Source organism: Aerococcus kribbianus, from assembly GCF_026805545.1.
GTDB lineage: Bacteria > Bacillota > Bacilli > Lactobacillales > Aerococcaceae > Aerococcus > Aerococcus kribbianus.
The window spans coordinates 761,462-779,710 of the sequence record NZ_JAPRFR010000001.1; the positions used below are offsets into that span (position 1 = coordinate 761,462).

The 18,249-nt window shown below is 38.9% G+C and carries 19 protein-coding genes; 6 read left to right on the top strand and 13 right to left on the bottom strand.

The window, feature by feature from the left end; translation table 11 throughout:
* Positions 1 to 16: 16 nt before the first annotated feature.
* Entirely contained in the window at positions 17 to 730 is a 714-nt protein-coding gene (gene deoD / locus OW157_RS03580) for a purine-nucleoside phosphorylase (RefSeq protein WP_268751964.1), read from the top strand.
* Positions 731 to 773: 43 nt separating this feature from the next.
* A complete protein-coding gene (locus OW157_RS03585; protein WP_268751965.1) occupies positions 774 to 1,184 on the top strand; it encodes a cytidine deaminase in 411 nt (136 codons plus the stop codon).
* 81 nt (positions 1,185 to 1,265) lie between these two features.
* On the opposite strand, the gene OW157_RS03590 is transcribed toward OW157_RS03585, so the two are convergent.
* From OW157_RS03590 to OW157_RS03640, 11 genes are all read right to left on the bottom strand, one after another.
* Complete coding sequence (locus tag OW157_RS03590; RefSeq protein WP_268751966.1) at positions 1,266 to 1,988, bottom strand: glycerophosphodiester phosphodiesterase; 723 nt, start codon at positions 1,986 to 1,988, stop codon at positions 1,266 to 1,268.
* A 1-nt stretch (position 1,989) separates the two neighbouring features.
* Positions 1,990 to 3,126 (bottom strand): ABC transporter ATP-binding protein, encoded by a 1,137-nt coding sequence (locus OW157_RS03595; protein WP_268751967.1) that lies wholly within the window; start codon positions 3,124 to 3,126, stop codon positions 1,990 to 1,992.
* Positions 3,127 to 3,139: 13 nt separating this feature from the next.
* Positions 3,140 to 4,015, bottom strand: a complete 876-nt coding sequence (locus OW157_RS03600) for a carbohydrate ABC transporter permease (RefSeq protein WP_268751968.1) — start codon at positions 4,013 to 4,015, stop codon at positions 3,140 to 3,142.
* Positions 4,016 to 4,017: 2 nt separating this feature from the next.
* Entirely contained in the window at positions 4,018 to 4,902 is an 885-nt protein-coding gene (locus tag OW157_RS03605) for a carbohydrate ABC transporter permease (RefSeq protein ID WP_268751969.1), read from the bottom strand.
* Between the two features lie 66 nt (positions 4,903 to 4,968).
* Positions 4,969 to 6,300 (bottom strand): ABC transporter substrate-binding protein, encoded by a 1,332-nt coding sequence (locus OW157_RS03610; protein ID WP_268751970.1) that lies wholly within the window; start codon positions 6,298 to 6,300, stop codon positions 4,969 to 4,971.
* 185 nt (positions 6,301 to 6,485) lie between these two features.
* Entirely contained in the window at positions 6,486 to 7,838 is a 1,353-nt protein-coding gene (gene guaD / locus OW157_RS03615; protein ID WP_268751971.1) for a guanine deaminase, read from the bottom strand.
* A 287-nt stretch (positions 7,839 to 8,125) separates the two neighbouring features.
* Positions 8,126 to 9,307, bottom strand: a complete 1,182-nt coding sequence (locus tag OW157_RS03620; protein ID WP_268752247.1) for an acetyl-CoA C-acetyltransferase — start codon at positions 9,305 to 9,307, stop codon at positions 8,126 to 8,128.
* A 194-nt stretch (positions 9,308 to 9,501) separates the two neighbouring features.
* Positions 9,502 to 9,981, bottom strand: coding sequence for an LURP-one-related/scramblase family protein (locus tag OW157_RS03625; protein ID WP_268751972.1), 480 nt, complete (start codon positions 9,979 to 9,981; stop codon positions 9,502 to 9,504).
* Between the two features lie 143 nt (positions 9,982 to 10,124).
* On the bottom strand, positions 10,125 to 10,772 hold the full coding sequence (pcp, locus tag OW157_RS03630) for a pyroglutamyl-peptidase I (RefSeq protein ID WP_268751973.1): 648 nt from the start codon (positions 10,770 to 10,772) through the stop codon (positions 10,125 to 10,127).
* A gap of 125 nt (positions 10,773 to 10,897) precedes the next feature.
* Positions 10,898 to 11,875 carry a DUF979 domain-containing protein gene (locus OW157_RS03635; RefSeq protein ID WP_268751974.1) on the bottom strand — a complete coding sequence of 326 codons (978 nt, stop codon included), beginning with the start codon at positions 11,873 to 11,875 and terminating at the stop codon, positions 10,898 to 10,900.
* A complete protein-coding gene (locus OW157_RS03640) occupies positions 11,875 to 12,576 on the bottom strand; it encodes a DUF969 domain-containing protein (protein ID WP_268751975.1) in 702 nt (233 codons plus the stop codon). Before OW157_RS03640 ends, OW157_RS03635 begins: the two co-directional genes overlap by 1 nt.
* Before the next feature lie 221 nt (positions 12,577 to 12,797).
* Here OW157_RS03640 and OW157_RS03645 point away from each other — a divergent pair, with 221 nt between their 5' ends.
* From OW157_RS03645 to OW157_RS03655, 3 genes are read left to right on the top strand one after another with little or no spacing between them, the layout of a single operon-like run.
* Positions 12,798 to 13,943, top strand: a complete 1,146-nt coding sequence (locus OW157_RS03645) for an ArgE/DapE family deacylase (protein ID WP_268751976.1) — start codon at positions 12,798 to 12,800, stop codon at positions 13,941 to 13,943.
* A 20-nt stretch (positions 13,944 to 13,963) separates the two neighbouring features.
* Positions 13,964 to 14,686: a DUF5058 family protein gene (locus OW157_RS03650; protein ID WP_268751977.1), complete on the top strand. Its 723-nt coding sequence runs from the start codon at positions 13,964 to 13,966 to the stop codon at positions 14,684 to 14,686.
* An 11-nt stretch (positions 14,687 to 14,697) separates the two neighbouring features.
* Complete coding sequence (locus OW157_RS03655) at positions 14,698 to 15,402, top strand: hypothetical protein (RefSeq protein WP_268751978.1); 705 nt, start codon at positions 14,698 to 14,700, stop codon at positions 15,400 to 15,402.
* A 99-nt stretch (positions 15,403 to 15,501) separates the two neighbouring features.
* Here OW157_RS03655 and OW157_RS03660 read toward each other — a convergent pair whose 3' ends face one another.
* Both OW157_RS03660 and yghU read right to left on the bottom strand, forming a co-directional pair.
* Positions 15,502 to 16,149 carry a nitroreductase family protein gene (locus tag OW157_RS03660; protein WP_268751979.1) on the bottom strand — a complete coding sequence of 216 codons (648 nt, stop codon included), beginning with the start codon at positions 16,147 to 16,149 and terminating at the stop codon, positions 15,502 to 15,504.
* Between the two features lie 34 nt (positions 16,150 to 16,183).
* Positions 16,184 to 16,981, bottom strand: a complete 798-nt coding sequence (gene yghU, locus OW157_RS03665) for a glutathione-dependent disulfide-bond oxidoreductase (protein ID WP_268751980.1) — start codon at positions 16,979 to 16,981, stop codon at positions 16,184 to 16,186.
* A gap of 123 nt (positions 16,982 to 17,104) precedes the next feature.
* Between yghU and OW157_RS03670 the strand changes: the two genes are divergently transcribed.
* Positions 17,105 to 18,067 (top strand): D-2-hydroxyacid dehydrogenase, encoded by a 963-nt coding sequence (locus OW157_RS03670; protein ID WP_268751981.1) that lies wholly within the window; start codon positions 17,105 to 17,107, stop codon positions 18,065 to 18,067.
* Positions 18,068 to 18,249: the final 182 nt, after the last annotated feature.

Below are 18,249 nucleotides of genomic sequence, written 5' to 3' on the forward strand. Positions count from 1 at the left end.
AAAGGAGGCCCCTATTATGAGTACCCATATTAATGCCCAAAAAGGCGATATCGCTGAAATTGTTTTACTTCCTGGAGACCCTTTACGCGCTAAATTTATTGCGGAAAACTTCCTAGAAGAAGCTAAACAGTACAATACCGTCCGCAACGCTTTCGGTTATACAGGTAACTATAAAGGTGTCCCTATTTCTGTCCAAGGTACAGGAATGGGAATGCCTTCAGCCATGATTTATAGTGAAGAACTCGTCCAAGACTATGGTGCCAAAATCTTGCTACGAGTAGGTTCAGCTGGCGCTATCAATGCCAATCTTAAAATCCGTGATTTAGTGCTAGGTCAAGGGGCAACAACAGATGCCGCCCTACACCGCAATATTTTTCACCATCAAGTAGAATTTGCACCTATTGCTAACTTTGACCTCTTAAAAGCAGCTCATAATATTGCTCTAGAAAAAGATTTACCAGTCCATGTTGGTAATGTCTTATCTTCTGACCGTTTCTATAATGACGAACTCGATAAAGAAAAATTAGCTCAGTATGGAGTTTTAGCCGTTGAAATGGAAGCTGCTGGTATCTATTCTGTAGCTGCTAAACATGGGGTAAAAGCCCTAGCCATTATGACTGTTTCTGACAGCTTAGTTACTGGTGAAGAAACAACAGCTGAGGAACGAGAAAAAACTTTTGGCGATATGATTGAAGTTGCCCTAGAAGCAGCACTCCAAGTCACTAAATAAGTCATTTTTTATAGTAGTCAATGCCCTAACGAGGAGGCTATTTATGATTGATAACGCAATGAAAGATAAATTGATAGAAGCTGCTACTGACATGTTAAAACAAGCCTACGTCCCCTATTCTGAATTTCCCGTAGGCGCTGCCCTACTCACTTCCGATGGACAAATCTACTCTGGTTGTAATATTGAAAACTCCTCTTATGGACTGAGCAACTGCGCCGAACGAACTGCAGTATTTAAAGCGGTTGCTGATGGCCATCATCAGTTTTCTTACCTCGTCGTTACCGGCACTACTAATCAACCCATCGCCCCTTGTGGTGCCTGCCGACAAGTAATTTCCGAGTTCGCTCCCGCTGACCTACCTGTTCTTTTAACTAATCAAAAAGGGCAAATGCATAAAACAACAATCTCTGACTTGCTTCCAGGCGCCTTCAAATCTGCAGATATGGATATTTAATGGCACTAAACATAAAAGCACGGCTGTAGAATTCCTCTACAGTCGTGCTTTTTCTATATTTGTCCTTAATGATGCATTTTTTTAAGCTAAGACATCTAAAGCTAAACTAACTTCATTAGTAATCACAGCCGTTACGCCTATGTCACTAAGCGTTTGCATATCTTCAACCTTATTCACTGTCCAAGTATTCACTGCCACACCTGCTGCCGTTAATACTTGGATATCTTCTCTGTTAACACTAAAGTAAGCTGGGTGGTAGTTAGTGACACCATATTTATAGCAATACTCTTCAGGATTTAGTAAAGTATCCGCCACCAAAAATCCTAATCTTGCTTGTCTATTAACTTCCTGCATTTTTTTAATCGTCTGATGATTAAAGGAAGAAATAATCACAGTCTCCCAACGTTCATACTTATCCAATAAAGCAGCAACATCTTTGACAATGCCTTCATAAGCAAAAATATTATTTTTTATTTCTATATTAATTAATAATTCAGGGTAGTCACTTGCCCAAGCTAAAAATTCATCTAGAGTCCATATCCCAGTATCAGATTTCCCATAATGATTTGCATTACCGAAATCTAAAGCCTTTAACTGGTCTAGGCTAAGTTCTTTAATTAGCCCCTTGCCATTAGAAGTCCGATCAACCGTTTCATCATGGCAAATAACAATAGCTTGGTCCGCAGAATAATGAACATCTAATTCAATACCATTTGCACCAGCTTTAAGAGCTTCTTGAAAAGCCAGTGGCGTATTTTCTGGAAATTTAGCAGAATAACCACGATGAGCAATCACTGTCGTCATCTTAATCAATCCCTTCTCCAGAAAAATCGCGGGCTGCTAGCAATGCCTCCCCTGTTTGCCCATCAAACAAATAGGCCTTACTCATATCAATAGTAAGATAAATTTCTGATTTATTAGGAATATACTTGGCTGGCGTTAGTTTGGCACAACATTCATTTTCAGCCGCATGGAAATCAAAGTAAATAAAGGTTTCTGATCCCAACTGTTCGACATTTTTAACATCAACTTTAATTGTTGATTGATTCACTCGACTTTGAGCATAAGAAATACTTTCTGGACGGATACCAATTTTAATATCTTGCCCCTTAGGTTCAACTAATAAACGTTCCCGTAAATTATCACTCAAAGGCAAGTTCTCATTAGCGCTCTTAATAGTTGGGCCTTGATCCGTCATGATTAGCTTACCATCAAGCATATTCATTTGTGGTGACCCAATAAATTCTGCCACAAAACGATTAGCAGGATTATAGTAAAGATTACCAGGTGTATCAAATTGCTCAATGTTACCATCATTAAGAACAGCTACGCGAGTTCCCATAGTCATGGCTTCGGTCTGATCGTGAGTTACATAGACAAAGGTTGAATCCAATTGCTCATAAAGTTGTACAATTTGAGCCCGTGTCGCTACCCGTAACTTAGCATCCAAATTAGACAAAGGTTCGTCTAACAAGAAAACTTTAGGATCTCGTACCATAGCCCGACCTAAAGCTACCCGTTGTCGTTGACCACCAGACAAAGCACCAGGTTTTTTATCCAAAATCTGGTCTAATTGTAAAATTTTAGCAACAGCTTCTACCTTGTCATAACGTTCTTCTTTAGGTACTTTTCGCATCTTCATAGAAAATGCGATATTGTCACAAACAGTCATGTGAGGATACAAGGCATATGATTGAAAAACCATAGCAATATCGCGATCTTTAGGGGGAACATTATTAACAACTTCCCCATCAATCAATAATTCACCCTCAGAAATATCCTCTAAACCGGCAATCATTCGTAAAGTCGTCGATTTTCCACATCCAGATGGACCAACTAAAACAATAAACTCTTTTTGCTCTGACTTTAAACTAATATTTTTAACCGCTTTATAGCCATCTTCATAAATTTTTGCCACTTGATTTAATTCTAATCCAGACATTTTTATAACTCCTTTACCCTTTAACTGCTCCAGCAGTGAGTCCTTTAACCATATTCCGTTGACCAAAGACAAAGATCATTAAACTTGGAATCATACAGATAATAACCCCTGCCACCATTAATACCAATGATTGAGAATCCACAGAATTTAACATAGAAATCCCTATTTGAACTGTGCGAGCTTCATCTAAATTCGTCACTAACAACGGCCACATATACATGTTCCAACCACTTAAGAATGATTGTACGGCCATAGCTCCTAAAGTAGGCTTCAATAAAAGAATCATAATAGTGAAAACAAAATTAACATTGGAACATCCATCAACCTTGGCTGCTTCGTAAACTTCATAAGGAAAACTATCTAATGCTTGGCGACACAAAAAGATATTAAAAGCAGACACCATATAAGGAATAATTAAAACATATAAAGTATCTGTCCAATTCCAAGCTGAAACCATCAAGAATTGAGAAATAATGATGGCTTCTCCTGGAATCATCATAGTCGCTAAAATCAAAGCATATAAAATATTAGAAAAACGAAACTTCAGGAAACGGAAAGCAAAAGCTGCTAATGAGGAAGTTAAGATCTGAAAAATAGTAATCGCTACGGATACAATCAAAGAATTGAGAATGTAGCGACCAATTGGGGCCAATTTGAATACATCAACAAAGTTAGAAAAAGTGGGATTCAAAGGAATTAATTTAGCGGCTGGATTATATAAATCAGCAGACGATTTAATAGCCATTAGAAAACCATAGATAATAGGAAACATCACAAATATCCAAAATAGAACATTTAATAGCAATAATAAAATGCATTGGTTGCGTTGACTTTGCCGATAACGCCCCTTAGACGTTTTCTTTTTTTCTTTTTCGATGACTGCCGCCATACTTATTCCCCTTTCTGACGAATAGCGAACATGATTCCAGTAAGAATCATAATGATAATAAATAAGACAACTGATTCTGCTGAGGCATAACCATAACGATAATTCATAAAAGCATTTTTATAAATATCGTAAACAATAACATTGGTTGCTTCACCTGGACCTCCACTAGTTAAAATATTAATTTGTCCAAAGGCTTGAAAAGCGTTAATAATATTGGTTACCACAACGAAGAAAAGGGTTGGTTTTAAAGACGGAATAGTAATATGTAAGAACTGTTGGAAGCCACCTGCCCCGTCAATAGAAGCTGACTCATATAAAGAATCATCAATACCCGCTAGCCCTGATGAGAAATATAGGAAATTCATTCCAGAATTCAACCACCCTGTTAAAAAGCCAACAGTTAATAAAGCTAGATTAGGATCTGTTAAGAAATTTTTAGAAGTATCGAAAATGGCATTAATAATCCCAATCGAAGGATTTAACATCACTTGGAAAATCATCGCCATACCTGCAGAAGCAATAGCCATTGGCATTGCATAAGAAGTAGAGAAGAAAGAAATTCCCTTAAAGGTTCGTTGGCAGAGCATAGCGCCTAAAAAACCAATGATCACACCAACCAAAACAACAATTAAAACAAATAGAATCGTCACCTGAATGGAGTTCCAAAATGATGCTGAATGAAATAATTCATTATAATTTCCTAAACCTTTAAATTCAGCATTTTGACCAAAACCATCTGTTCGATACAAACTCCGATTTAAAGTTTGGATAAAGGGATGAAACATAAAAATCCCTAATATAATCAGAGTAGGTAACAAATACATCCAAGCCTCTAACTTAGATAAGATACCTTGGTCTTTTTTGACAATTGGTACTTTGTCTTCCATAAATTTATCACCTCATAAAAATGAAAAAGAGGGGTAAGTGACCTTACCCCAGAGACTGACAGTAATTTACTCTGCCTTAGCAGGTTGGTAGTTACTTAAGGCCGCATTGACTTGTTCAACAGAATTTTTCACTGCTTCATCAACACTTTGTTCATCATTAAGTAATTTTTCTAATTCTGCTTCGTAAATTTTACGTGCTTCTTGGTTGACTCCTGTAAGAGCCCCTTGATCTTCTGGATTTGAATCATGTAATTGGTTGATTGCTGTTTCAAATTGTGGGAATTCTTCAATATTTTGTTTGAAAACATCCGTATCATGAGCACCAGTATTTACTGGGAAGTAGCCTGTATCACGGTTCCATTGTGCTTGGACATCTGGAGAAACCAAATATTGAATAAAGTCCCAAGTAGCGTCTTTACGGGCATCGTCTTCAGAATCAATCATCCATAGAGACGCACCACCAATGGATACACCACCTTGGTCATCAGAAGTTACTCCTGGGAAGTAAGCTGTACCTACTTCAAAACGACCATCTACTTCATCAAGAATTTGTCGCAAATTAGCAGTTGATCCCACTGTAATTGCTGAAGATCCAGATACAAATTCTGGTTGTCCACCTTCACGACCAACCATTGGTGCTACACCTTCATCTTGAAGATCTTTCCAAGCACCCAAAGTTTTTTCCATACTTCCATTGTCATCGAAGACAACTGAGTTGGCTTGGCCATCCCGTCCATTGTTATTGTCGTACATTAATTCTTCTTGTTTAGTAATAAATTGTTCAATATACCATCCATAGACACCCAAAGACATTGCCATATCGGCACCCGCATCTTCCAATTTAGGAGCGATTTCTTTAATCTCTTCTAAGCTAGTTGGCGCTTCATCAATACCTGCTTCAGCAAACATGTCTTTGTTATAATACATAATTGGTGTTGATGAGTTAAATGGCATTGAATACAAAGTGTCATCAACCGTATAGTAAGCTAACAAGTTTGGTTCTAAGACTGAAGTATCAAAGTCAGTTTCATCAATATATTCTTGAACTGGTACTGCTAAGCCAGAATCCTTCATAAATGTCGTCCCTTGTTCAAACACTTGAACAATATCGGCGCCAACATTTGATCCTGAAGCAGAAGACCGTAATTTTGTTAGAGCATCGTCATATTCCCTTTGATACTGCGCATTTACTACTACTTCATCTTGAGATTCATTATAATCTTGGACAATCTTATCTAAAGCTTCACCAGTACTTCCACCCATAGAATGCCAGAAGGTAATTTCTACCTTATCACCATCTGCACCTGAATTTGATTGCCCCCCACCGTTACCACATGCGACTAAGAAGGCCGAAGTTGTTAAAACAGCCGCGCCTTTAAGTATCTTTTTAAAATTCATAAGTGAATTTTCCTCCTTAAACAATACCCTTAATTTATTAGTGCACCTCATATTATAAAGTGCCAATATTAATTTTATGTAAAATAGCTGTAAAACTCTGTATGGTTTATGTAAATTTTAAATTTTTGTAAAGAAAAAGAGTCTAGGACATAAATCCTAAACTCTTATTATCATTATCATTTAAATTAGTTATTTTTCGTATGCACCAAGCGCCCTTGACAATAAACTGCCTCGATATTATCTGAATTTGTTGAGTACAACAAACGATGGAGAATATGCTCTTCATCACTAAAAACAGCAAAATCTTTATTGTGGCTTGTTGATACGACTTGTAGGTCACACGCATACCCTGGAGCAATTTGGCCTATCGCTAGGTCTAAGGCTTCTCCGCCGCCAGTAGTGGCCAAATAGAAGGCTTCATTCATACCAATTCGAGAATGAACCACTCCACGTTTACTGGCAGGCAAGCTAGTATCCACGCCTTCTTCTAATTGACGAGAAGACATCACCGCTTGCCGCATATTTTCATATAAACTAGGTGTATAGCCCGCAGAAATATCCGTCCCTAAAGCAATTTCCACTCCTAGGTCTTTTAAATGGCGAACAGGTAAGACCGAATTTGCAAAATAAACATTAGAAATGGGACAGTGCGCCACTGCTGTTTGATGCTTACGAAAAATTTTCGCATCTTCATCAGAGATAAAATTACAGTGGGCCATCACTGATTTAGGGCCAAAAAGTCCAAAATCAGCCAACGCCTGGGTATCTGTTTTGCCAAAGCGTTCTGCTGTCACATCATGTTCCCATTGACCTTCGCTACAATGACTTTGTACATGACACTGATATTTAGTTGCTAATTGGCCTAAAGCTGCTAAAGCTTGGTCTGTACAAGACGGTGCAAAACGAGGAGTAATAACGGGGTATAAGCCTTGAGGCACTGTCTCAGCCATTTGTCGTACTTTCTTAATAAAATCTTCTGTGTCCGCTATGGCCTTTTCCGTCGACTCATCACGATAATAATCAGGATTTCCGGTGGGATGGTCCATAACTACCTTACCCACCAATCCCCTTTGACCTTTTTCAGCACAAATTTTAGCCAATTCTAAGGAGGCTTCCATATGAATAGTCGCAAAATATAGTGCAGTTGTGGTGCCATGAGCCAACAATTGCTCTACCAAATCAGTATAAACAGTATGGGCGAATTCAAGGTTGGCGTACTTCGCCTCTAATGGAAAGGTATGTTGTTCTAACCACTCATTTAATGGACGATCTAAGGCCACCCCTAGCTGTGGCCATTGTGGGGCATGAATATGGGTGTCAATGAAACCCGGTAAGAGGTATTGGTCAGGACTGAGTTCGACTAACTGTTCTTGATGACGGTAATGGGCCAAAGCTTCTTGATAACCTGATTGGTCTTTAAACAAAATATCACTAATTACTCCGTGACGATCTACTTCAATCAAGGCATTATCATGGAAATTGACCTCACCATAAACTGGGCTAGTGAAAAAAGAGCCCTTTATTGCTTGAATTTGCATCGTTTCTCCCTTCAATCTGCTAGTCATTCATCATCAAAACGATTGGATAATCATAGTTTAGCGATTCGCTACTGGTAATTCAAGAATTTGTCTAAAGAATCATGGTCAATATTCACCAATAGGCTAGTCAACCGAAAGCTTATCTTATGAGACATGGGAAAAACGCCATCACTGCCAGCATGCAAACAGTTTTAAAATCACAAACCTTATAGAAAAATCAGATAATCCTGACGAAATAAAAAAGTGAGCATAGGAATTACCCACGCTCACCTTTTATAGATTCTATCCTATCGTTTAAAAATCATAGCATTACCTTGTCCCCCACCAATGCATAGGGTAACAAGACCAGTCTTAGCATCACGTTTAATCATTTCATGAATTAGAGTAGCAATAATTCGACTACCCGAAGCTCCGATTGGATGACCTAATGAAATTGCCCCTCCATTCACATTCGTAAGCTTAGGATCAAAAGCTAAAGCTTTGTTCACACATAAAGCTTGAGCGGCAAAGGCTTCATTGGATTCAATTAAATCTAAATCTTCTACACGCAAATTTGCTTTTGCTAAAGCTTTTTGAGTCGCAGAAATTGGTCCTGTTCCCATCATTAGTGGATCCACACCACAAGAAGCTGAGCTAGTGATGCTCGCCAAAATATCTAAGCCTAATGACTCTGCCTTTTCACGGGACATTAAGACTAAAATTGCAGCAGCATCATTAATGGTTGATGAGTTTGCTGCAGTGACCGTTCCACCATCTTTTTTAAAGGCTGGTTTTAACTTGGCCAAACTTTCGACAGTCACACCGAAGCGAACCCCTTCATCTTGGTTAATCACTTGTGGATTCCCTTTACGTTGAGGGACTGAAATAGGAACAATTTCTTCTTGGAAACGATTGGCCTTAATCGCTGCTTCAGCCTTGTTTTGACTGTTAGCAGCAAAAGCATCTTGTTCTTGGCGACTAATATTATACTTTTCAACAATATTTTCCGCCGTTATTCCCATGTGATAGTCATAAAAGGCATCGCTAAGGCCATCTTTAATCATCGTATCAACGACTGTCTTATTTCCCATACGACCGCCCCAACGAAAGTCAGGCATAATGTAAGGGGCTTGACTCATATTTTCTGTTCCACCAGCAATTACGACATCATGATCGCCCAACATAATCGATTGAGCGGCCAACATAATTGTTTTAAGTCCAGAGCCACACACTTGGTTGACTGTGAAGGACGGTACTTCTTTTGGGATGCCAGCTTCCATAGCCACTTGACGAGCGACATTTTGACCTAAACCTGCACTTAACACATTACCAATAATTACCTCTCCGACTTCATTAGGATCTAAATTAAGTTTTTCCAGTGATGCTCTAACAACATCTGCTCCTAAGTGGACAGCAGAATAATCTTTAAAGGTGCCTCCAAACTTTCCGATTGGTGACCGCAAAGCCGATACAACAACAACTTCATTAATACTCATTACTTTCCCTCCATTACAAACTCAGCAAGCAATTGGGCAAGAGTGGCTTTCAAATTTTATTTAGCAAGTTTTCTAAATAATAATTATAAAATAAGTAGCATGGAGAAAGCAAAAGCTAATTACTACAACTATTTCTATAGTTTAAACAGTAATTGGACACGTCCAATTACTGTTTAAACTACTTTTATTTAATCCTCTTCCATATCCATCACAAAATCAATAGCTAAGATAACCCCTATCACTAAGGCTGGATTGGCAGCTTCTGCATTAATATCAAATTCAAATGTATCCGTCCAGGCAAAGAACTTCTTATTAATATCAGCCACCACATTGCCATCTTCATCCTCAATTGTATAGTTATGAGACCAAATATCACCTTTTACAGTCCATCCTAGTTCATCGACCTTATACTTTGATTTAAATACCGTCACTTTTTTACTTACGGATGCCACATGATCACCATCTAAATAAATCTGCATGGTCGGCATAAAGGAAAGCATTTTTTGTTTCACTTCAATTAAATCATTACCCGTTTCAACATCTTCTACATCGAAGGAACGACCAATAGATAATCGTTTTTGCTTAACCTTAAAGACATCCTGATCGTTATCATCTTTTATTGTAAAGTCTTGAAAAAATGAAATTTTCTGTTTCATATAGTAACGCATTGCGGTCACTCCCTTTCACCATCTATAATAGCAAGTTTCCTATAAAAATACACTTCTAAACAACAAAAGAGCCTTAGATAGCCAAAAATTGGTCTCTCCAAGACTCTTTATCATTTATTTTCTTTCGCTCTTTTAGAAAAGAATTAGTGGGTGGCGCCTCCAACAGCTTTTATATCGTCTTTGTCTTGATAGTCTACAATAGCGGCAATGGCAGCCGTGATACCGGTCACCATATCATCTAGAGCCATAGATGGGGTTCCAGGTTTATCAACGACTTGTTGGGACATATAAGGGATATGCATAAAACCAGCCTTGGTATCAGGGAACTCATTGACAACAATATATAAGGTTTGGTACATAATATGGTTACATACAAAGGTTCCTGCGGTGTTAGAAACAGAAGCTGGTAAGCCTTCTTGACGAATGGCTTCAACCATGGCTTTGACAGGAATAGAAGCAAAATAAGCTGGTGCACCATCTGCTTGAATAGCTTCATCAATGGGTTGTTTCCCATCATTATCAGGAATCCGCGCATCGTCTTGATTTATCGCTACCCGTTCCACAGTTAGGTCGTAACGACCGCCTGCTTGGCCAATATTTAAGACCGCATCCGGTTGCACTTCCCGCATTTTTTCACGAACGACATCAGCGGACTTATGAAATACAGTGGGAATTTCTAATTTGATAATCTCGGCCCCTTTGATGGTATCCGGTAAACGTTTCACCGCTTCTAAAGCAGGGTTCTTATCTTCACCACCAAATGGATCGAATCCAGTAACTAAAATCTTCATCAATAAAACCTCCTATTAATAGTTGTAAGTATCTTGAAACTACTCGTGAGAGCTTACGATAGTTTCTGCTTATCTTTAGCCTTTTAGGTCAACGTTTTTACCTTAGCGACTTTTGTCACATCCTGTTAAAAAGCCCAGTAATACATCAACACAATGTGAACAACAACCATGATAAGGGCAACAGGAATCTGTTGTTTGATCACTGAATAGGGACTCTTCATTTCTAGCAGAGCTGCTGGTAAGGCATTAAAGTTACCGGCCATCGGTGTCATCAGTGTTCCACAGAAGCCTGCTGTCATAGCTAACGAGGCAGCAATGGCAGGATTGGCTCCAGCTTCGATAACAAAGGGAATCCCCACACCAACAGTAATTACTGCAAAGGCAGCAAAAGCATTCCCCATAATCATGGTAAAAATTACCATTCCCAAGACATAGGCAACAACACCCCAAAAACGAGAGTCTTCTGGCATTACGGTCGTAATCATCTGTGAAATCACCTCTCCCACTCCAGCAGCAGTAAAAACAGCACCCACCGCCGCTAAAAGTTGGGGCAAAATACCAGTGGTAGAGACTTGTTGGACCATCCGATCGGATTCATCCAAACTTTCCTGGGAAGAAGGTTTAATGAGAATATAAATGGTAATAAAAGCCGCTAAAGCCCCGAATCCCAGTACAGTAGAGCTTAAGGATGGAAGCAAATAAGAGACTAACAAGGAAGTGACCCCTAATAAAATTACCGGAATAAAAATCTTATTCCCATATTTATCAGCACGCTGTTCTTGAGCTTGCTCAGAGGCAATTGGCAAATTACCGATTGCCACTTGTTTAAAGAGGGTTAATAGAGCCACAACGACTAATAAAGCACCTGTAATGGCATATGGAATATACGGGCCAATAATAAAGGTTACTCCTAAAATCCCCCAAAAAGCAGCTGTCCCTAAACGTTTAGGGTTTTCTGAGTCTTGCATCACTTTGTAAGCAGTATAGACTAATTGTAAACCAATAATAATAAAGATAATTTCTTGAATAATAACAATGTGTTCTTCTAAAAACTGGTCTAATCCTGCCAATTGATTAGGTAAAAAATCAATAATCTGCTGCATTATTTGTCGCCTCCCTTATAACGCTTGGTAATTTGTTTGCTCTTGAAATAGTTATAGAGCCCACCAACCACTAGAGAAATAATCGCAATAGGGAAGGATGCCGTTGCCAATTCTGCTGGCGAAATATTAAAGCCTTGATCAGCTAAAATACCTACCATTAGTAGCACGCCAGAAGCTCCAAGGAAAGTATTTTGTCCAAAGAAGTTTCCCCAGTTTTCATTGGCTGCAGCCAGTGATTTCAACTCATCATCCGATTGAGCATCCAGTTCTAAGTCATTAGCATTCTTTCCTGCTAATTTAGTTTTCATGGCGGCTTCTCCCATGGGATGAACAATAGGGCGAACAAATTGCGGGTGACCACCAATTCGAATTGAGAACAAACCTGCCACCAAACGAATCAAAAGATATAAAGTATAAAATAGCCCGGTAGTCAATCCTCTAACAGATTGTATTAATTTCACCGCTTGTTGCTTTAATCCATTTGACTCGGCAATTCCTATCATAGGTAATGTTAAGAAGAAAATTGACACAATTCGGTTGGAGACAAAAGATTCTCCCAATAAGTTTAGAAATTCAAGGGGACCTATCCCCGAAACTAAGGCCGTAGCTAATCCAGCAATAACAACAGTTGCAATGGTGTCAAGCTTTAGGACAAAACCTAAAACAATTATCAGGACACCGATTAAACGTATCCATTCCATAGACACACCTCCATAAAAGATCATATTTAGGAAGCTAGTATAGCATATCCATGAAGACGTCGTCATTTAAAAATGTAAAACTTAAACATTATTTGACGTCATATGTCATAAAACCTAACACAAAATATATAAATTGGATTATAAATTTGTCTATCCAAGCTTTTTCTGTTAAAATTATGGCAAGCTTATGGCCATTATATTTTTGAGAGGATGAAACTCTAATGGAAAAAAATAAGAAAATTCAAATTTTGCAAGATATCATAAAAATCGACTCAGTCAATGATAAAGAAACAGAAGTCGCTGAGTACTTACAAAATTTACTAGCGGAATATGCTATTGACTCCGAACTTATAGAATACGCACCTAATCGTTCCAGCATCGTTGCTGTCTTAGAAGGAAGTCGTCCTGGTAAAACACTAGGAATTTCTGGTCACTTAGACGTAGTTGCTGCTGGTGACGAAGATGAATGGACTTATCCTCCTTTCGCCGCTGAGATTGTCGATGGCAAACTCTACGGTCGTGGTGCTACTGATATGAAATCTGGACTGGCTGCCCTAGTCATCGCTATGATTGAAATGAAAGAAAATAACGTTGATTTTGCCGGTAAAATCAAATTACTCGGTACAGTCGGTGAAGAAGTTGGTATGTATGGCTCTAAACAATTAGTTGATGAAGGCTATGCTGATGACCTTGATGGCTTAATTATCGGTGAACCCTCTTCAATCAAACAAATTATTTATGCACATAAGGGGTCAATCCAGTATGAAATTATTTCCACTGGTCGTTCTGCCCATTCTTCTATGCCAGAACTAGGAATTGATGCCCTCCAACAAATGGTCGATTACATCAACATCTCAAATCCTAAATATCAAGCCTTGGAAGATTCAGCTGAACATCCAGCCCTAGGACGCACAATCAATGTCAATACGGTAATTAATGGTGGAGACCAAATTAATAGTGTCCCAGCAAAAGTCGTCTTAAAAGCCAATGCACGAATTATTCCCCAAGCCGATAATGACCAATTTGTTGCCGCCATCAATGAATCACTAGAAGAAGTCAATAAGTCTATTGAGGGAAAAGTGGAATTAAACATGCTACAAAATAATCCTCCAGTAGAAAGTGCTCAAAATAACGACTTGGTTGAATCTATCCGAAAGGCTGCTGGTAAAGATATTAAATCGATCTCAATGGCAGGAGCTACAGATGCTTCCAACTTTGGCCGAATTGACAAGGACTTTGACCTAGCCATCTTTGGTCCTGGGGAATTAGAAAGATCCCATATCGTTGATGAGTATGTTGAAATTGACGACTATTTAAACTTTATCGATATTTACCGGGCCAGCTATACTGACTATCTAAGTCACTAGGCTAGGAAGGAGAAAAACTTATGGATTATAAAGTCTTAGCCAATTCAACTGTTTTATTCATTCTAATTGCACTCTGCATTACTATTGTTGCTGCTCAGGCCATTCTTTTTATTCGGATGGCATGGAAACATGGTAAAGAACTGGGTATTGAAACGAGCGACATGAAGAAAACAGTTACTAACTCTTTCTTGTTAACTATCATGCCGTCGCTACCTATTATTGTCATGATGTTTGCCTTATCTGTTCCCCTAGGAAAATACTTCCCTTGGTTACGTCTATCGATTGTTGGTTCAGCCTCTTATGAAGGAATGGCTGCCAATATAGCTGCTCAAGCCAGTGGTCTAACTGATATTTCTGATCCTAATATGACAGCTGATATATTTGTTGTGGTTATGTTAGTTATGACGATTGGAATTATTTGGGGAATCATGTTCAATATTTTTATATTGCCTAAGTTAGATAAAAAAGCCAAATCCGCCCAACAAAATGCAAAATCTGGTAATTTAATGGGTTATCTTTCAGGTTTCTTATTTATTGCTATGTTAGCCACTCTGTCCACTCCTTATGCTGCTAATATTAATAACGTGCAAAGCATTGTGGCCTTTGTTACTGCTGGTATTACCGTCTTAATCCTCGACAAGATTGCAGAAGTCACCGAAAAATCTTTAATCAGCGACTTCTCCTTACCTGTTGCCTTAATTGTCGGTATGGCCGCTGTTATTATTCAAACTAACGTATTATAGGAGGCGCATTTATGTCAGAGAAAACAAATTATCAAACTGCTTCAGACAACTTTTACTCGAGTGTCCATCGTTTGGGTGGAACCACCTCAGTAATTGCCTTAATTGCCATGTTCACTGTCCCAATCGGAACTGCCCTTGCCTTTGGGATTGAAATTAACTTTTGGGAATCCTTTGTGACAGCTCTAAGCTTAATCGCTATCTTTCTGCCAACTGCTGTAGCCGAAAACTTGTCTTTCTATCCTGTCTTAGGAGCTGGTGGAATGTACTTGGCTTCCATCACGGGAAATATTTTAAATATGAAATTACCTGTCGTGGTTTCTTCTCAAAAAATTGCTGGTGTTGAACCCGGCACAGAAAAAGGCGATATCATGTCTATTATCGCCATTGGAATTTCGTCATTAACAACGATTGTTATTTTAATTTTAGGTAACTTCTTAATTGGAACTTGGTTGATTCCAATTTTGGAGAGTGACGCCTTAAAACCAGGATTTGACAACATAATCCCTGCTCTAATGGGGGCATTAACTATTCCGCAAATTGTGCGTAACTTCCGTAAATCGATCTTCCCAGTATGTTTTGCCTTAATCTTATTCCTTATCTTAGGACCAGAAAAATGGCCAAATTTCCAATCTTATATTTTAATCCTCAACATGGGAATTACGGTTGGTTTAGCTTACTGGAAATATAAACGTAGCCACAATCGTCAATATAAATAAAAAAAAGTTAAAAAAGGCTGGGAATTTTGTCCCAGCCTTTTTGCTTTATATAAATAACTGTCTTTAGTCCGTCTCTAATTGCTTTTGCTCACATCCTGTTTAGTCTAATACTGAGATCAAACTTTCCGTGTCATAACGAGCAGAATCTATTGGAGTCTCATCAGCTTTACCAATTGAGATAGCCATTATTGGGATATAACGTTGGCTATCCTTATCTAGGGCTGTCACTAAATCGGCCGCTTTGTAACCTGCCCAGGCATTAGCTTCATAGCCATGACTACGTGCCACTAATAATAGCTGCATCGCTACCATAGCCCCATCAAGGGTCGCATCTTTTTCTAGAAATTCTTGTGAGGCATTTTCATAGAGTGGAAGGAAAGTAGAAAATACTTCTTGAAGTTTTTCTTCACTGATACGTCCTTCTTGGCAATACTTTGTCCAAACTTCACGATAAACTTTATGTGAATGGGTATCCCCTAAAACAAAGACAATGGCAGAAGCTGTTTCTAATTGTGGGTAATTGAAAGGCATTGTCACATCTTTGAGTTTTTCCTTACCACTAGCTTGGTCCACAATGACAAAATGCCAAGACTGCAAATTACAAGCAGAAGGTGCTGAACAGGCTTGGGCAATCATTTCTTTAATTTCTTCACGGTCAATCTTAAATTCTGGGTCAAAGCGACGGACAGATTTTCGATTGAGCATTACGTCAGCAAAATCATTATTAATAAAAACTTGCTCTGACATTGGACTTCCTCCTCTATATAGCTAAGGCTATTTATTAATCGTTTTCCTCTTTAATAGCTTGATAATCAGCAGCTAATGCAGCCTGTACTGCGGGACGTTGGTTAATTTTTTTGGCCCATGCTTGTAAATTCTTATATTGGTCAACGGCTAAGAAAACATCAGAGCCTTCATATAATTCACCCAAGGCTAAACGTCCATACCACGGCCAAATCATCATGTCAGCAATACTGTAATCAGAGCCAGCGATATAGTCGCGGTCAGCTAAGATTTTATCTAAGAGATCCAATTGCCGTTTAGTTTCCATTGTAAAACGATCAATAGGATATTTCATTGCTTCTGGCGCATAATTAAAGAAATGGCCAAATCCACCACCGACATAAGGGCCAGCTCCTGTTTGCCAAAATACCCAATTTAGTACTTCCGCACGGCTATGGTTATCTTCAGGCAAGAAGTAATGAAATTTTTCAGCTAAATATAGCAATATTGATCCTGACTCGAATAAGTTTAAGGCCGGGTTTTGGCTACGGTCTACCATAGCAGGAATTTTAGAGTTTGGATTGATCGCCACAAAATCAGACCCAAACTGATCTCCGTCACCGATGTTAATTTTGTAGAGGTCATAATCGGCTTCCTCTACTCCGGCGGCTAATAATTCCTCTAGCATCACTGTCACCTTGATGCCATTAGGCGTTCCTAATGAATACACCTGCAAGTCAGCGTCGCCTACCGGTAAGTCTTGATCAAAACGCGAACCTGCATCAGGGCGGTTGCCTGATTTACTCTCTTTTTCATCGTCCCAGTGCCAAACTTTCGGTAATTCATAACTTGTCATTTCAACACTCTCCTTTTTCTTTTATTAAGTCCATCATACTATGTTTTCCCCATGAATACTAAGATTTCAACCGCTTTCCGCTTCCCTCTTTGCTTCTTGAAAAGTTTGCTATATAATAACCCTATGAAAAAGATTATTATTTTACCACCCTTCATTTCTCCTCTAGCCCCCGATTTAATTGCTAAAGTTGAAAAAGCTAGCGGAGATTATGACGTTGTGGATTATACCCAAACTGATTACACTGTCGATGACCTACGCTCAGCAGAAATTATCTTTGGTTGGTCAAGCAAGGTAGAGGAGGCCTTGGGACAAGAAAACCAGATCAAATGGATTCAAGTCTGGATGGCTGGTATTGATCAATTGCCTTTAGATAAAATTGCTGAAAACGGGACCTATTTAACAACGGCAAGCGGCGCTAATGCCACTATTATTGCCCAACAAATTATGGCTATGATGTTAATACAAGCTCGGCGTTTCGATCAAAAAATTGCTAATCAATCCCAACATGTTTGGGAATTCCCAGAAGGCATGACAGAAATTACCAACAAAAAAGTGCTGTTATTGGGAACCGGTAATATTGGTCGCGTTTTGACTAAATACTTAACAGGTTTTGATATGACAGTCATTGGAGTCAATACCACTGGCCACGATGTTGATTTCTTGTCAGAAACACATGCCATTGCAGACTATCTGGATATCGTTGATGAGGTAGACTATCTTGTCAATGCTCTCCCATTAACGGAAGCAACCAGAAACTTGATTGATGCTGATTGCTTCTTAGCCATGTCAGAAGACGCCTTCTATATCAACTTCGGTCGCGGTAAAACAACTGACCAAGATGCCCTAGTACAAGCTTTACAAGATGGAGAAATTGCCGGAGCGATGTTAGATGTTTTTGCTGACGAACCATTAGATCCTAAAAATCCATTATGGGACATGGACAATGTTATCATCTCCCCTCATTCAGCTGGACAATCCGACTACTATAACCCACGTGTCATCGATATATTCCTAGAAAACTTCCAAGAATATACAAAAAACGGCCAAGTCAACCGCAACTGTGTCGACTACAATAAAGGGTATTAGGATAGGGTGTGACAAAAGTCGTTTAGAACAGAAGTCTTGGACCAAAACGCGATAGGTGGCTAACGGCCATCTGAGAGATTTTGGGAAAGGCAGTCTGTTCTGACTTTTGGAGCCCGACTAAATAGGATGAGATGAAAAGCGATAACTCTGAGCTCTTGGAAATTAGGATGAGATGAAAAGCG

Excerpts from the sequence above, each read along its gene's own strand:
- OW157_RS03650 (WP_268751977.1), top strand. The coding sequence starts at position 13,964 with ATGGATTATAAAGTCTTAGCCAATTCAACTGTTTTATTCATTCTAATT.
- OW157_RS03635 (WP_268751974.1), bottom strand. The coding sequence starts at position 11,875 with ATGCAGCAGATTATTGATTTTTTACCTAATCAATTGGCAGGATTAGAC.
- OW157_RS03655 (WP_268751978.1), top strand. The coding sequence starts at position 14,698 with ATGTCAGAGAAAACAAATTATCAAACTGCTTCAGACAACTTTTACTCG.
- OW157_RS03625 (WP_268751972.1), bottom strand. The coding sequence starts at position 9,981 with ATGCGTTACTATATGAAACAGAAAATTTCATTTTTTCAAGACTTTACA.
- OW157_RS03670 (WP_268751981.1), top strand. The coding sequence starts at position 17,105 with ATGAAAAAGATTATTATTTTACCACCCTTCATTTCTCCTCTAGCCCCC.
- OW157_RS03645 (WP_268751976.1), top strand. The coding sequence starts at position 12,798 with ATGGAAAAAAATAAGAAAATTCAAATTTTGCAAGATATCATAAAAATC.
- OW157_RS03610 (WP_268751970.1), bottom strand. The coding sequence starts at position 6,300 with ATGAATTTTAAAAAGATACTTAAAGGCGCGGCTGTTTTAACAACTTCG.
- OW157_RS03590 (WP_268751966.1), bottom strand. The coding sequence starts at position 1,988 with ATGACGACAGTGATTGCTCATCGTGGTTATTCTGCTAAATTTCCAGAA.
- OW157_RS03585 (WP_268751965.1), top strand. The coding sequence starts at position 774 with ATGATTGATAACGCAATGAAAGATAAATTGATAGAAGCTGCTACTGAC.
- pcp (WP_268751973.1), bottom strand. The coding sequence starts at position 10,772 with ATGAAGATTTTAGTTACTGGATTCGATCCATTTGGTGGTGAAGATAAG.
- OW157_RS03595 (WP_268751967.1), bottom strand. The coding sequence starts at position 3,126 with ATGTCTGGATTAGAATTAAATCAAGTGGCAAAAATTTATGAAGATGGC.
- OW157_RS03605 (WP_268751969.1), bottom strand. The coding sequence starts at position 4,902 with ATGGAAGACAAAGTACCAATTGTCAAAAAAGACCAAGGTATCTTATCT.
- yghU (WP_268751980.1), bottom strand. The coding sequence starts at position 16,981 with ATGACAAGTTATGAATTACCGAAAGTTTGGCACTGGGACGATGAAAAA.
- OW157_RS03600 (WP_268751968.1), bottom strand. The coding sequence starts at position 4,015 with ATGGCGGCAGTCATCGAAAAAGAAAAAAAGAAAACGTCTAAGGGGCGT.
- OW157_RS03640 (WP_268751975.1), bottom strand. The coding sequence starts at position 12,576 with ATGGAATGGATACGTTTAATCGGTGTCCTGATAATTGTTTTAGGTTTT.
- guaD (WP_268751971.1), bottom strand. The coding sequence starts at position 7,838 with ATGCAAATTCAAGCAATAAAGGGCTCTTTTTTCACTAGCCCAGTTTAT.
- deoD (WP_268751964.1), top strand. The coding sequence starts at position 17 with ATGAGTACCCATATTAATGCCCAAAAAGGCGATATCGCTGAAATTGTT.
- OW157_RS03660 (WP_268751979.1), bottom strand. The coding sequence starts at position 16,149 with ATGTCAGAGCAAGTTTTTATTAATAATGATTTTGCTGACGTAATGCTC.